The 13,191-nt window shown below is 66.7% G+C and carries 10 protein-coding genes and 1 tRNA gene; 7 read left to right on the top strand and 4 right to left on the bottom strand.

Annotated elements, in window-relative coordinates; all coding sequences use genetic code 11:
- Together PKB_RS07990 and PKB_RS07985 are read right to left on the bottom strand one after the other, a co-directional pair.
- Positions 1-1,062 carry a putative 2-aminoethylphosphonate ABC transporter ATP-binding protein gene (locus PKB_RS07990; RefSeq protein WP_043250592.1) on the bottom strand — a complete coding sequence of 354 codons (1,062 nt, stop codon included), beginning with the start codon at positions 1,060-1,062 and terminating at the stop codon, positions 1-3.
- Positions 1,063-1,493: 431 nt separating this feature from the next.
- Complete coding sequence (locus tag PKB_RS07985; RefSeq protein ID WP_043250591.1) at positions 1,494-2,363, bottom strand: LysR substrate-binding domain-containing protein; 870 nt, start codon at positions 2,361-2,363, stop codon at positions 1,494-1,496.
- Between the two features lie 257 nt (positions 2,364-2,620).
- Between PKB_RS07985 and wecB the strand changes: the two genes are divergently transcribed.
- Genes wecB through PKB_RS07960 form a run of 5 tightly spaced genes read left to right on the top strand, consistent with a single transcriptional unit; the run spans position 2,621 to position 11,059 of the window.
- Positions 2,621-3,769 carry a non-hydrolyzing UDP-N-acetylglucosamine 2-epimerase gene (gene wecB, locus PKB_RS07980; RefSeq protein ID WP_043250590.1) on the top strand — a complete coding sequence of 383 codons (1,149 nt, stop codon included), beginning with the start codon at positions 2,621-2,623 and terminating at the stop codon, positions 3,767-3,769.
- Positions 3,769-5,943, top strand: coding sequence for a cyclic di-3',5'-guanylate-activated glycosyltransferase NfrB (gene nfrB / locus PKB_RS07975; protein WP_043250589.1), 2,175 nt, complete (start codon positions 3,769-3,771; stop codon positions 5,941-5,943). Before wecB ends, nfrB begins: the two co-directional genes overlap by 1 nt.
- Positions 5,940-9,089 carry an NfrA family protein gene (locus PKB_RS07970; RefSeq protein ID WP_043250587.1) on the top strand — a complete coding sequence of 1,050 codons (3,150 nt, stop codon included), beginning with the start codon at positions 5,940-5,942 and terminating at the stop codon, positions 9,087-9,089. Before nfrB ends, PKB_RS07970 begins: the two co-directional genes overlap by 4 nt.
- Positions 9,089-9,955, top strand: coding sequence for a DUF4434 family protein (locus tag PKB_RS07965; RefSeq protein ID WP_043250584.1), 867 nt, complete (start codon positions 9,089-9,091; stop codon positions 9,953-9,955). Before PKB_RS07970 ends, PKB_RS07965 begins: the two co-directional genes overlap by 1 nt.
- 33 nt (positions 9,956-9,988) lie before the next feature.
- Positions 9,989-11,059 (top strand): GGDEF domain-containing protein, encoded by a 1,071-nt coding sequence (locus PKB_RS07960; RefSeq protein ID WP_043250582.1) that lies wholly within the window; start codon positions 9,989-9,991, stop codon positions 11,057-11,059.
- 27 nt (positions 11,060-11,086) lie between these two features.
- Here the strand turns inward: PKB_RS07960 and PKB_RS07955 are convergent.
- Positions 11,087-11,161 (bottom strand) — tRNA-Arg (locus tag PKB_RS07955).
- A gap of 120 nt (positions 11,162-11,281) precedes the next feature.
- Here PKB_RS07955 and PKB_RS07950 point away from each other — a divergent pair.
- Positions 11,282-11,770 carry a GNAT family N-acetyltransferase gene (locus PKB_RS07950; RefSeq protein ID WP_043250581.1) on the top strand — a complete coding sequence of 163 codons (489 nt, stop codon included), beginning with the start codon at positions 11,282-11,284 and terminating at the stop codon, positions 11,768-11,770.
- Here the strand turns inward: PKB_RS07950 and phnN are convergent.
- Positions 11,745-12,320: a phosphonate metabolism protein/1,5-bisphosphokinase (PRPP-forming) PhnN gene (phnN, locus tag PKB_RS07945; protein WP_043250579.1), complete on the bottom strand. Its 576-nt coding sequence runs from the start codon at positions 12,318-12,320 to the stop codon at positions 11,745-11,747. The two genes, PKB_RS07950 and phnN, sit on opposite strands and share 26 nt — an antisense overlap.
- A 448-nt stretch (positions 12,321-12,768) precedes the next feature.
- On the opposite strand from phnN, the gene PKB_RS07940 reads away from it, so the two are divergent.
- Positions 12,769-13,101: an Arc family DNA-binding protein gene (locus PKB_RS07940; protein ID WP_043250577.1), complete on the top strand. Its 333-nt coding sequence runs from the start codon at positions 12,769-12,771 to the stop codon at positions 13,099-13,101.
- Positions 13,102-13,191 lie beyond the last annotated feature (90 nt).

Here is a 13,191-nt window from a genome sequence, read left to right as displayed (position 1 = left end):
TCAAGCGAACACCTGCAGGCTGTGCGGCGGCAGCGACACCCAGATGTCCGGGCTGGCCAGGTGCGGCATGCGCTCGGGCGCCAGCTCCGCCAGCAGGGCGTGGCCGGGCAGTTCGTTCAGCTCGAAGCTCATGCGGCAGCGGTTGCCGAGGAAGGTGATCTCGCGCACCTGGGCGCGGAACAGGTTCTCCTCGTGCACCGTGGGGTTCACGCCGATGGCTTCCGGACGGCAGAAGATCCGCCCGTGGGCGATAGCCGCGCGCTCGCCGTGCAGGCGCAGGCTCAGCCCGCCAACCCGCGCATGGCCGTCGGCGCCGCGCTCGAAGGGCAGCCAGTTGCCCTGGCCGACGAACTCGGCGACGAAGGGCGTGGCCGGTGCGCTGTAGATTTCCTGGGCAGTGCCGTACTGCTCGACCTTGCCGTGGTTCATCACGGCGATGCGGTCGGCCATCAGCATGGCCTCGTCCTGGTTGTGGGTGACCATCAGCGTGGTGATGCCCAAGCGCTTCTGCAGCTGGCGCAGCTCACCGCACAGGTGCTCACGGACGCGGGCGTCGAGGGCCGACATCGGCTCGTCGAGCAGCAGCAGCGACGGCGAAGGCGCCAGTGCGCGGGCCATGGCCACGCGCTGTTGCTGGCCGCCGGAAAGCTGGCCGGGGTACTTCTTCTCGCTGCCGGCCAGGCCGACCAGCTCGAGCATCTCGCCGACGCGGCGACGCGCCTCTTCGCGGCTCGCGCCGGTCAGGCCGTAGGCGACGTTCTGCTCGACGGTGAGGTTCGGGAACAGCGCATAGGACTGGAACAGGATGCCGTAGTCGCGAGCCTGCGGCGGCAAGCGCGAGACATCGCGCGAACCGATGTGGATGACGCCGCCATCCTGCCGCTCCAGCCCGGCGATGCAGCGCAGCAGCGTGGTCTTGCCGCAGCCCGAGGGGCCGAGCAGGCAGACCAGTTCGCCACCCTTCACGTCCAGCGACACGCCGTCGAGGGCGGCGAACTGGCCGAAGCGCTTGTGCATGTCCTGCACCCGCAGCGGGGTACCGGTGGAGAGGGAATGGTGCATGGCGGGACCTCATGGAACTGGCCGACGGCGACGGGCCGCGCGACTCGATGAGGGGTCATGCTAGGGAGCGAATGCGACCGCACTGTTGCGATGGCGAAAACTGAGCCAATAGATGTATTGGCAGATTTGGGATGCGGGCACGGCGATTTTCGTGGCTGGCGAACGTCACGGCACAGCACGGTGCTCACCTGTAGGAGCGGCCCATGGCCGCGAATCGCGCGCATGGCGCGCTCCTACAGGTGGGACTCGGTGCGGGGAATTTCGCGGATGACTCCGCGCCTACAGGGAAGCGTCGATCAGCCCCCTCTCCCGCTTGCGGGAGAGGGTTGGGGAGAGGGAATGGAAGCACACCGGTATACCGGCGCATCCGGGACAAGCCGTTCGCGGACAAGGTCCGCTCCTACAAAGAGTGCGAGGTCCGGGCCTCGGCGTTACTCCAGCCCTTCCGCCCGCTCCCGCGCCAGGCTGAGGAAGGCGCTGGTCAAGCGCGCCTGGCGGCGCTCCTTGAGGCAGAACAGGTATTCGGTGATCAGCGGCGCGCCTTGCAGCTCCAGCACGCGCAGCTCCGGGTTATCCGGCACTTCCTGGCGGGCGATGATGCTCACGCCGAGGTTGCGGATCACCGCCTCGCGGATGGACTCGCGGCTGCCGATCTCCAGCATCGACGCCGGCGTCACGCCCGCTTCGTGCAGCAGGTTCTCGGTCAGCTCGCGGGTGGTCGATCCCGCCTCGCGCATCAGCAGGCAGTGGTTGCGCAGCTCGCCGAGTGCCACCGCGCGTTGCGTTGCCAGCGAGTGGCTGCGATGGACCGCCAGCACCAGCGGATCGCGGCCGAGCACCAGGTGGACCAGCCGGGCGTCGTCCACCGGCTGCGACGAGGCGGCCAGGTCGACGCGGCATTCGTAGAGGGATTCCAGCACCTGCTGCGAGTTGCCGATCTCCACCGACACCTCGATCTGCGGGTACTGCAGGCGGAACTCCTTGATCAGACCCAGCACGTAGTAGGGCGAAGTGGCACCGATGCGCAGGCTGCCCTGCATCTGCCCACAGTTGCGCAGGTAGAACTCGATGTCCGCCTCCTGCTGCAGCAACCCCTGGACCATCGGCAAAAGGCGCACGCCCTCCTCGGTCAGCGTCAGGCGACGGCTGCCGCGATAGAACAGCTCCACCGCGTACTGGCTTTCCAGGTTGCGGATCTGCGTGGTCACCGTCGGCTGGCTAAGGCCGAGCTTCTTCGCCGCCTGGGTGATGCTGCCCAGGCGGGCAACCATGTAGAAGGCCTTGAGTTCGGCGCTCAGCATCCGTTCATGCACTCCGTGTTGTGGCGACTGTATCCAAGGCAACCCCGCCCAAACGCCGACACCCTGGCGTCAATCCTTTGAATTCAAGCACTTGGCTGAGGCTCGCCGTGAAATAAAAGGTCAATGAATTTGACCTGCGTCAGCGGTACCCGGCTTTTGGCTGGACAGGCCCGGCAGCGAGGACTTTCATTGCCTCGGAACTTTCCTACTCGACTGCGACTAGACCGGAAGGACCCGGCCTGACGGATGGAATCGACATGACATACAAAGTGATGATGGTCTTCGGCACCCGCCCGGAAGCCATCAAGATGGCCCCGCTCGCCCGCGTATTGCGGACGATGCCGGAACTGCAACTGCACATCTGCTCCACCGGCCAGCACCGCGAGATGCTACAGCAAGTGCTGGACTCCTTCGAGTTGAAGGCCGACGAGGATCTGGACGTGATGACCCAGAACCAGAGCCTCAACGGCCTCTCCCAGCAGATGCTCGGCAAGCTCGACGCCGCCTTCTCGCGCTTGCACCCGGACATGGTCCTGGTCCACGGCGATACCACCACCAGCTTCATCGCCGCCCTCGCCGCCTTCTACCGCAAGATCCCGGTCGGCCATGTCGAGGCCGGCCTGCGCACCGGCAACCTGCAGCAACCCTGGCCGGAGGAAGCCAACCGGCGCCTCACCGGGGTGATCGCCGACCTGCACTTCCCGCCGACCAAGAAGGCCCGCGACAACCTGCTGCGCGAAGGTACCTCCATCGACCAGATCGAGGTCACCGGCAACACCGTGATCGACGCCCTGCTGTGGATGCGCGACCACCTGCACGAAAGCGGGTGGCAGCCGGCCGCCGACTCGCCGCTGGCCGCCCTCGACGCCGACAAGCGCCTGGTGCTGATCACCGGCCACCGGCGGGAGAACTTCGGCCTGGGCTTCCAGCACATCTGCGAGGCGCTGGCCGAGCTCGCGCGGCGCTATCCCGACGTGCAGTTCGTCTATCCGGTGCACCTCAATCCACAGGTGCAGCAGGCGGTCTACGGCCTGTTGGCGGACAAGCCGAACATCCACCTGATCGCCCCGCAGGACTACCAGCACTTCGTCTGGCTGATGGACCGCGCCTACCTGATCCTCACCGACTCCGGCGGCATCCAGGAGGAAGCGCCGGCCCTGGGCAAGCCGCTGCTGGTGCTGCGCAAGGTCACCGAGCGACCCTCGGTGCTCGAAGGCGGCACCGTGATGCTGGTGGGCACCAACACCAAGCGCATCGTCGGCGAGACCTCGACCCTGCTCGACGACGCCGAAGCCCATGCCCATATGAACCGGGTCTACAGCCCCTATGGAGACGGGCACGCCAGCGAGCGCATCGGCGCCCGACTGGTCGCGTGGCTGCACGAACACAAGGCGAGTGAGGTCTGATGAGTCTGTTGCTGGTCGACGTACTGGCCTATGTGCTGTACGCCCTGAAGTGGTTGGCCATCGTCCTCGCCATCCTGATGTTCCTGCTCGGCCTGGATGACCTGTTCATCGACCTCGTCTACTGGGGCCGCCGCCTGATCCGCCGGCTGCGCATCTACAGCCGCTTCGAGCCGGCCGACGAGCAACGCCTCTACGCCACCCCGGAGAAGCCGCTGGCGATCATGGTGCCGGCCTGGAACGAGGTCGGCGTGGTCGGCGAGATGGCGCGCCTGGCGGCCTCGACCCTGGACTACGAGAACTACCAGATCTTCGTCGGCACCTACCCCAACGACCCGGACACCCAGGCCGACGTCGACGCCGTCTGCCTGCACTTCCCCAACGTCCACAAGGTGGTCTGCGCACGCCCCGGGCCGACCAGCAAGGCCGACTGCCTGAACAACATCATCGACGCCATCCTGCGCTTCGAGGCCGATGCCCGCGTGCAGTTCGCCGGCTTCATCCTGCACGACGCCGAGGACGTCATCTCGCCCCTGGAACTGCGCCTGTTCAACTACCTGCTGCCGGCCAAGGACATGATCCAGATCCCGGTGTACCCCTTCGCCCCGGAGTGGAAGGGCTTCACCGCCGGGCACTACGTCGACGAGTTCGCCGAGAACCACGGCAAGGACGTCATCGTCCGCGAAGCGCTCACCGGCCAGGTGCCCAGCGCCGGGGTCGGCACCTGCTTCAGCCGCAAGGCCATCGCCTCGCTGCTGGAGGACGGCGACGGCATCGCCTTCGACGTGCAGAGCCTCACCGAGGACTACGACATCGGCTTCCGCCTCAAGCGCAAGGGCATGAAATGCATCTTCGCGCGCTACTCGGTGAGCGATCCGCGCCTGGCGCTTGAGCGCCACTTCAGCTTCGGCATGAACCGCCGCTTCGCCCAGGTGATCTGCGTGCGCGAGCACTTCCCGCGCAACCTCGAGCACGCCATCCGGCAGAAGTCGCGGTGGATCACCGGCATCGTCTTCCAGGGCACGCGCAACCTCGGCTGGAGCGACAAGGGGATGCTCAACTACTTCCTCTGGCGCGACCGCCGGGGCCTGATCGCCTACCTGCTCAGCTTCCTGGTCAACCTGCTGTTCCTGGTGCTGATCAGCATGTGGCTGATCACCCTGCTGGCGCCCAACGCCTGGCACTTCCCCTCGCTGCTGGCCGACAGCCAGTTGCTCAGCACGCTGCTCTGGCTCAACGGCCTGATGCTGCTCAACCGCCTGTTCCAGCGCGGCTGGTTCGTCACCCGCTACTACGGCATCGGCGAAGGCCTGCTGTCGGCGCCGCGGATGATGTGGAGCAACTTCGTCAACTTCTTCGCCAACCTGCGCGCCCTGCGCCAGGTGCTGGAAATGGGCGACTCGCGGCGCGTGGCCTGGGACAAGACCACCCACGAGTTCCCCGCCCTGGCCAGCCCCAAGCGCATGGCACTCGGGCAGAAGCTGATAGCCCAGGGGTTGATCGACGAGACGCAACTCGAAGCCGCGGCGACCAACCCGATACGCCGGCGCCTGGGCCATGAACTGCTGCTGCGCGGCCTGATCGACAGCCGCCAGCTGGTCGAGGCCCTGGCCGAACAGCTGGACGAACCCTGGGCGCCGCTGAATCCCTTCAAGCTCGACGCTGCGCTCATTCATGCCTTTCCGCGCCTACTGGCGATGCGCTACGCAGTGCTGCCAGTGGCGGAGGAAGACCAGACGCTGGTGCTGGCCAGCGAACGCCAGGTCAGCCAGGTATCCCTCGGCGCCATCAGCCGGCAACTCGGCCGCCCGGTGACTTGGCGCCTCGCCCCCCAGGGTCGGGTCACCCTGGGCCTGCGCTACTGGTACGGCGGCGACCGGCTGAACGAGCAAACGCGCACCGTGCTCGAGGTCGCGCACAAGCACCAGGACGACGAGGCCCTGCTCGAGCGGATCTGCGTCCGCCAGGTGCTCTTTGGCGATCTCCTCCAGGTGCGCGGGATCCTGCCTTCGGCACTGTTCAACCAGGCGCTGATCGACTTCGACCCCGAGCGCCAGTCCCTCGGCCAGCACCTGATGGAGCGCGGCATGATCGACCGGTCGGTACTGGACGACGCCTTGCGGCGGCAGGCCGAGGAACAGCACGAGTCCTACCTGCTCGCCAAGGAGGCCCTGTGAAGCTGCATCACAGCGCCCTCCTCGGCGCCCTGCTCCTGGCAGTGGGGACTTCGCTCTGCGCGGCCCAGCCGCTGACCGACTTCCAGAAATTCCGCAGTTATCCGTACATGGATCGCGCCTACCGCGAGGCCGGCAAGGACAACTGGAGCGAGGTCGAGCACTTGATGCGCCACCTCCTCAAGTCCGTGCCGAACAACCAGGAAGCGCGCGTGCTGCTGGTCGAGGCGCTGGCCAAGCAGCGCCGCTATGCCGATGCCGAGCGCGAAGCCCAGGCCGAAACCGACGGCCGTGCGCTGATGGAACTGCGCCTGGCCTGGATCGAGCAGGACCCGCCGCCCGCCGCGACCGTCAATGCCTGGCTGACCCAGGCCGAAGGCAACGACCGCGTGCGCCTGTGGCAGGCCTACAGCCTCAGCCTCGGCAAACGCCAGGGCGCCCGCGCGGCGCTGGACTGGCTGGCCACCGTGCCGCCCGGCAAGGACGGCCGGGTGCTGCGCGAAGCCCGCGCCAACTGGGCCGAGCAACTGCGCGACTGGAACACCACCATCGACCAGTTGGCACCGCTGGCCGAGCGCGGCCAATTGTCGGCCGAGGACTGGCAGCGCCTGGCCAACGCCTACGCCCAGCGCCTCGACGAAGCGCCGCTGGAGAAGCTACTGCAGAGCGCGCCCAACCCGGCCGCCGAGCACCGTGCGCGCCAGGCCATGGCCGAGCGCGCCATCGCCGTCGGCGACCAGCCACTGGCCAAGCGCTGGCTGCAGTCGCTGCCCGCCGCCGACCAGGCCGATCCACGGCAGCGCGAGCAGCTCTGGGAACTGGCCCGGCAAAGCGGCGACGTCGCCCTCACCCAACGCCTGAGCAATGAACTGCAACGCCCCTGCCTGGAAACCGTGGACTGGCTCTCCAGCCGCGACCAGCAACTGGCGCTGCAGCAGCTGCGCCAGTGCCCTCCGCAAGAGAATCCACAGGCCTGGCTGGTGCTGGCCCAACGCCTCGGCGCAAGCGATCTGCTGAGCCAGACGACCCTGCCCGAACCCTGGGACAGCAAACGCCGCCAGGGCCTGGTGGACACCTTGCGCGCCGAAGGCCGCAGCCGCGAAGCCCTGGCCCTGCTCGCCAACCAGCCACAGACGCCGACGGTATTACGCCAGCGCGCCGAGCTGCTGCAGGCCGCCGGACGCCGTGGCGAAGCCGCCGACCTGTGGGAGCGCTACTACCGCCAGAGCGGCAACCTGGCGGCGCTCGACCAGGCCAGCTACCTGGCGCTGAGCAACGGCCAGGCAAATCGCGTCCAGGCGCTGCTCGAACCGGCCTTCGACCGCTACGGGGCGCGCCTGCCGCGTCCCCTGCTGCAACGCCTGGCCGACCTCTACAGCCGGCCCGGTGCACCGCTCGACCTGGCGCGCATGCAGAAGCTGCTCGCCACCCTGCCCGCCGACCAGCGCGGCCCGTTGGTCGCCCGCCTGGCCGAGGGCGGTCACTGCGACATCGTGCAGCGCCAGATCGGCGCCAGTCCGACCTCCGCGGGCGACTTGCGCGCCCTCGGCCGCTGCGCCATGCCCGGCCAGCCGGGCAGCGCGGTGGTCTACTACCAGGGCGCCCTGGCCAAGGGCGACTCCGCCGCACGGCTGCCGCTGGCCTATGCGCTGGACGCCGCTGGCGACCCGGCCGGCGCCCTGCGCATCTGGCGCAGCGTTCCCGACGCCGAACTGGATGACAGCGCGCGCCTTACCGCCGCCCGCGATGCCCTGGCCGTGCAGGACAACGCCGCTGCCGAGCGCTATTGGCAACAAGCCAAGCGCCGCGGCGCGGATGACTGGGCTCTGGGCGCGAACATCGCAGCAGGCCGCAAGGATTATCGGGAAGCCCTCGCCCGCCAGCGCCAGGCCCTGCAGAACCAGCCCGAGGCCGCGCACTTCTACGCCGCCGCCGGCACGGCTCAACTCGCTGGCGACAGCGCACAGAGCACCGCCTGGCTGGCCGAGGCGGTGCGCCGCGAACCGGACAACCCGCGCTATCGCGCCGACTACGGCATGCGCCTGGCCGGCGCAGCGACACCCGAGGAGCGCCGCCAGGCCATCCCCTACCTGCAGCGCGCCACCCGCGACTACCCCGAGGACTATCGCCTGGGCGAGACCCTCGCCTGGCGCTACGACGAAGCCGAAGACAGCGCCGCCGCACGCAGCGAGCTGCGCCGCGTCATCGACCTGGAACAGGCCCCGGTGGCCGGCGACGACGACTACGGCAGCCTGGAAGAGCGGCGCTTCCGCCAGCGCCGCGCCCACCAGACGCTGTCCCAGCGCGACAACCTGACCCTGGCCAGCACCTGGTCGCCGGCCGGCACTTCGACCAACGACTTCATCCGCGACGACGGCAGCACCGGGCAGCAACGCCGCGCCCGCGCGCAGAACGTGCAGATGGCCGTCTGGGACCACGCCCTGGGCGAGGAACCGACACGCAACGGCAGCAGCCTGTCGATCTACGGCCGCGCCCTGGTCGGCGGCGACGAGCGCGACCGCTACGGCCGCTTCGTTGCCACCGGCGTCGGCCTGCGCTACAAGCCGTTCGGCGACTACAACCTCAACCTCTACAGCGAGCTGTACAAGCAGAACTCGGTGGACGAGAGCGTGTTCGACGGCCTGCACCTGCACGACCTGCTCTCTCCCGACAAGGTCAACAAAGGCATCCGCGACCACGAGCGCGACGGCCAGACCAGCAGCGACTTCCTCCTGCGCGCCACCGCGTCCTTCCTCGACCAGGGCAAGTACCGCAACGACTGGCGCGTCGACGAGGACCAGTGGGACGAGCGCTTCCTCTACCTCGATGCCGCGTGGTGGACCCACGCCGGCGACCACCAGTGGGTCTCGCGCTACCAGCAGGGGCACGCCTGGAAGCTGCCCACGCAATCGCCACAGACGCTCATGCCCTACGGCTTCGGCGAGTTCTCCGCGCAAGACCCGAGCAACGACTGGCGCCAGGACCTGCGCAGCGGCGTCGGCCTGCGCTGGCAGTACTGGTACGGCGAGGATCGCTACAACGCCTACCGCGCGCACGTGACGGTGCGCAGCGAGTACCAGCTCGGCCTGGGCGGCAACCTGTACGAACAGGCCAACGGCTGGCTGGTCGGTGTGGAGGTGAATTTCTGATGCGCCGCTTCCTGTTCGTCCTGGCCCTGCTCTGCACATTCGCCAGTGCAGTGCGAGCCGAGGAAAGCCTGTTCTACCAGCCGCTGAACGCCGATGCCGCGCTCTCTGCGGAACAATGGCAACAGCTCTGGCAAGCCACCGCCAGACAGGGCGTACACACGCTGATCGTGCAATGGAGCGCCTATGGCACCGAAGACTTCGGCGGCCCGCACGGCTGGCTGGCGCAGTCGCTGAAAAAGGCCCACGCAGCCGGGCTGCAGCTGGTGCTCGGCCTGTACATGGACCCGGCCTACTACCAACGCCTGAGCGAGCTGGACGGCCCCGGGCTGGAGAGCTACTGGCAATACCAGCTGGGCCGCTCGCTGACCCAACAGCGCATCCTCCGCCGCGACTGGCAATTACCGCTGTCGGCCTGGTACATGCCCATGGAGCTGGACGACCTGCACTTCCTCGACGCCGGCCGCCGCCAGAGCCTGCAGCGCCAGCTCAAGGATTTCGCCGGCCAGCTGGATGCGCCACTGCAGCTCAGCGCCTTCAGCGCCGGCAAGCTCGCGCCGACGGTCTATGCCGCCTGGCTGCAGGACATCGCCGGCCTCGGCATACAAGTCTGGTGGCAGGACGGAACCGGCACCGGCAGCTTGCCGGCACCGGTACGCGCGGCCTACGCCAGCGCCCTGCCCTGCAGCATCGGCGTGGTCGACGAAGCCTTCCGCCAGACCAGCGCGCCTGGCCAGCCCTTCCGCGCAGAGCCGGCAGCACCAGAAACCATCGGCAGTACCTGTCACCCTCGGGCATCGTTCGAGCTACGCTATCGGCCATGGGCCGCAGTCCTGCTCGAAGCACACAGGAGCAGCGCCCACCCCTGACCCCGAATCCCGCAAGGCACGACGCCCACCGACATGTTCAAGACCGTCGAACAAGAAGCCCTGCAGCGCCCCATCACGGCAGCGCTGCGCCAGGAATTCCAGCAGTACGAGTACGAGCGGCAGCACAGCTTCTGCCTTCTGATCTACGCCATCAGCATCGGCATCTGGTTCCTCTTTGACCTGATCGTGAGCTTCCAGGGCGGCCAGGGCTTCACCCTGTATTCGGTGTTCGCCCTGGTCCTGCTCTACGCGCAGCTGGCCATCCTGCAAGGCATCCGCAAGGCCTGGCAGTTCGACCTGTTCAACCTGGTCTTCGCGCTCAGCTACGGTATCGGCCTACGGCTGATCATCGATGGCTTGCCGGTGATCCTGCAGCCGGTCTGGGCGACCCTGAGCGCCTCGGCAATGCTCTATTGCGCCTCGATCCTGCCGCTGCGGACCTGGGCCTTCGCCGGCGTGATGGCGCTGGACTGGCTGCTGCTGTCGCCGATCTTCGGCTCGATGGAAGTCGGCCCCTTCCGCATGACCCTGCTGATCAGCTACTGGCTGTTCTTCACCGGCATCATTTCCTACAACTTCCACCACACCCGGGAGGCCAGGCTACGCAACTTCGCCATGGCCAAGCTGCTGCTGGACCAGGCGTACATCGACGTGCTGACGGAGATACCCAACCGCCGCGCCTTCATGCTCAACGTCGAGCGACAGATGCAGGACGCCGGCGAACGGCGCCAGTACCTGGCGATGGTCGACGTCGACGATTTCAAGAAGGTCAACGACCGCTTCGGCCACGACATCGGCGACGAGGTGCTCAAGCATGTCGGCCGGCAGTTGAAGCACGTGATGAATGGCCATGAGTTCGCCCGCCTGGGCGGCGAGGAATTCGGCATCTACCTGTGCGGGCTGACGCGCCTGGAAGCCGAACAGGCGGTGGACGAACTCTGCCGCCAGGTACGCGAGGCGCCCAGTGAACCGCCGGTGACGGTGAGCATCGGCCTCGCCCTGTTGGGCCCCTGCGACAGCCTTAGCCAGGCGCTGATCAAGGCCGACAAGGCCCTGTACGAGTCCAAGCACAACGGCAAGAACCGCTTCACATACGCGGCGTGAGGGAGAGACGCAGAAGAACGGGCGGGATGGCGTCCCCAACTGGATTCGAACCAGTATCTAGCCCTTAGGAGGGGCTTATTCTATCCATTGAACTATGGGGACACGCCGAGGAGCAGTACGCCTGGTGGCGACCGGGTCGGCATGTTAACCAGCGTCGACGGATTTGTCATGCCGCCGGCAGGCCGCACAGGGCGAAATCGTGCTCTCCCGTGGAATGCGCAGATGACCCAGGACAGCCACAGCTCACACCCGTTGATTCCCGACTCGCCGCTTGCCACCTTTGACGTGCGCTCCGCCGAGGGTAGCGACGCCGTGGCCCTGGCAGCGCTGCTGCAGCAACTCGGCAATGACGAGCCCCCGCTGGATACGCTGCGACTGGCTCGCTGCCTGGAACAGCCGGGAACGCAAACCCTTACCCTGGTCGCCGAGCGCGACGGCACCCTGCTGGGCACATGCAGCCTGCACCTGATCGAACATATCGCGCACAACTTCGCCCGTTCCGCAGTGCTGGAAGACATGGTGGTGGACAGCCGCGCACGCGGCCAGGGAGTCGGCCAGGCGTTGATTCGCCGAGCGGTGGAACAGGCGCGAGAGTGGGGTTGCTACAAGCTGGCGCTGTCCAGTCATCTGCAACGCGAAGCCGCCCATCGCTTTTATGCGGCCATGGGCTTTAGTGCCCACGGTGTCAGCCTCTCGTTGTCTCTGGACTGATAGCCGCAGTGCTTGCCACAAGGACCAGCAGGCGCTGCACGCAATCTTCCAGTGCGGCCGAGTTGTCCAACACCACCAGCGGTCCCTGCAACCCTTCGGCGAACGAGGCATTGCGGGCCAGGCGCGCTTCGATCTCGTCCAGCGACTCGCGTCCACGCGCCAGAAGACGTTTCCGGAGCACCTCCGGTTCGACCTTGAGCAATACGGCAAGCAAGTCCGGATAACGTCGGCGTGCCTCAGCCAGGTATCCGCGCGAGCCATTCACCAGCACCGCCTTGCCTTGCGCGAGCCACGCGTCTATTTGTCGCGGAATGCCGTAGCACAGCCCGTTGGCGCGCCAGCTCATGGCGAAGGCGTCGGTCGCTTCGCGCTCGGCAAAGGCCTCAGGCGTGACCGCCTCGGCATCCTCGCCAACCGCCTCGGCCGAGCGTGTGATCACCCGCCGCACGATGTGCGCGCCGTGATCGGCCAGGGGCCGCGCAGCCGCTTGCAACAGGCTGTCCTTGCCCGCCCCCGAAGGTCCCATCAGATAGATCAGTCTGCCCGTCATTTCTTCTCTGCCCGCATCCGCCGAGTGCCTGGCGAACGGCGTGCATCATACCCTCGGGAGATGTAGCAATGAGAAAAGCCGCCGATTTTGCCGGGCTGCACCGGCGCCCGCACTGTGCCATCATTTCATCCAACGCGGGAAATGCCGTTTTTAGCCCGTAGAATGCTGGCGCAATGGCAGCTGAGCCCTTGGACATGGACTAATCTCAATAACGTGTCTCAAGGTGTCATTAACCAATCGAAAGAAAGTTCTGCCGATAGGCTCGCATTTCGGACGATTGGTGCTGGCAATTAGCCTTCATCGAAAGCAAAATACGTCGCAGAATTGACGTCAAGTAATTGGTTATTCACCAGAACACTGACTCTGCGCTGAACGGCCGACGGATTTCGCTGTCCAAGGGACTCGAACATAGCCCTGGCACCGTTTCCCTGACTTACAGGTTTATTGTATGCGCCCACTGAAACAGGCAACCCCCTCCTACTCCAGTCGCACCGCTGACAAATTCGTTGTCCGCCTGCCCGAAGGCATGCGTGAACGCATCGCCGAGGTCGCCCGCGGCCACCATCGCAGCATGAACTCGGAGATCATCGCCCGCCTGGAGCAGAGCCTGCTGCAAGAGGGCGCCCTGCAGGACCACATGAACCTGCGCCTGGACAGCCCCGAGCTCAGCCTGCACGAGCGCGAGCTGCTGCAACGCTTCCGCCAACTGACCCATCGCCAGCAGAACGCGCTGATCGCGCTGATCGCGCACGATGCGGAAATGGCGCAAAACGAAGGCTGATCGCCTTCACCCCGAAAAAGCCGGCCCAGCGCCGGCTTTTTTCGTTGGACTGTCCCGTCCTGAATAAGGTTTACACCTTCGCCCTTATTT

The organism is Pseudomonas knackmussii B13 (genome assembly GCF_000689415.1).
GTDB classification, from domain to species: domain Bacteria; phylum Pseudomonadota; class Gammaproteobacteria; order Pseudomonadales; family Pseudomonadaceae; genus Pseudomonas; species Pseudomonas knackmussii.
Note: the sequence above shows the minus strand (reverse complement) of the source record. Positions and strands in the feature narration are given on the sequence as shown.

Coding starts and splice junctions, on each gene's coding strand:
- PKB_RS07965 (WP_043250584.1), top strand. CDS start 9,089: ATGCGCCGCTTCCTGTTCGTCCTGGCCCTGCTCTGCACATTCGCCAGT.
- PKB_RS07960 (WP_043250582.1), top strand. CDS start 9,989: ATGTTCAAGACCGTCGAACAAGAAGCCCTGCAGCGCCCCATCACGGCA.
- PKB_RS07990 (WP_043250592.1), bottom strand. CDS start 1,062: ATGCACCATTCCCTCTCCACCGGTACCCCGCTGCGGGTGCAGGACATG.
- PKB_RS07950 (WP_043250581.1), top strand. CDS start 11,282: ATGACCCAGGACAGCCACAGCTCACACCCGTTGATTCCCGACTCGCCG.
- PKB_RS07940 (WP_043250577.1), top strand. CDS start 12,769: ATGCGCCCACTGAAACAGGCAACCCCCTCCTACTCCAGTCGCACCGCT.
- PKB_RS07985 (WP_043250591.1), bottom strand. CDS start 2,363: ATGCTGAGCGCCGAACTCAAGGCCTTCTACATGGTTGCCCGCCTGGGC.
- phnN (WP_043250579.1), bottom strand. CDS start 12,320: ATGACGGGCAGACTGATCTATCTGATGGGACCTTCGGGGGCGGGCAAG.
- nfrB (WP_043250589.1), top strand. CDS start 3,769: ATGAGTCTGTTGCTGGTCGACGTACTGGCCTATGTGCTGTACGCCCTG.
- wecB (WP_043250590.1), top strand. CDS start 2,621: ATGACATACAAAGTGATGATGGTCTTCGGCACCCGCCCGGAAGCCATC.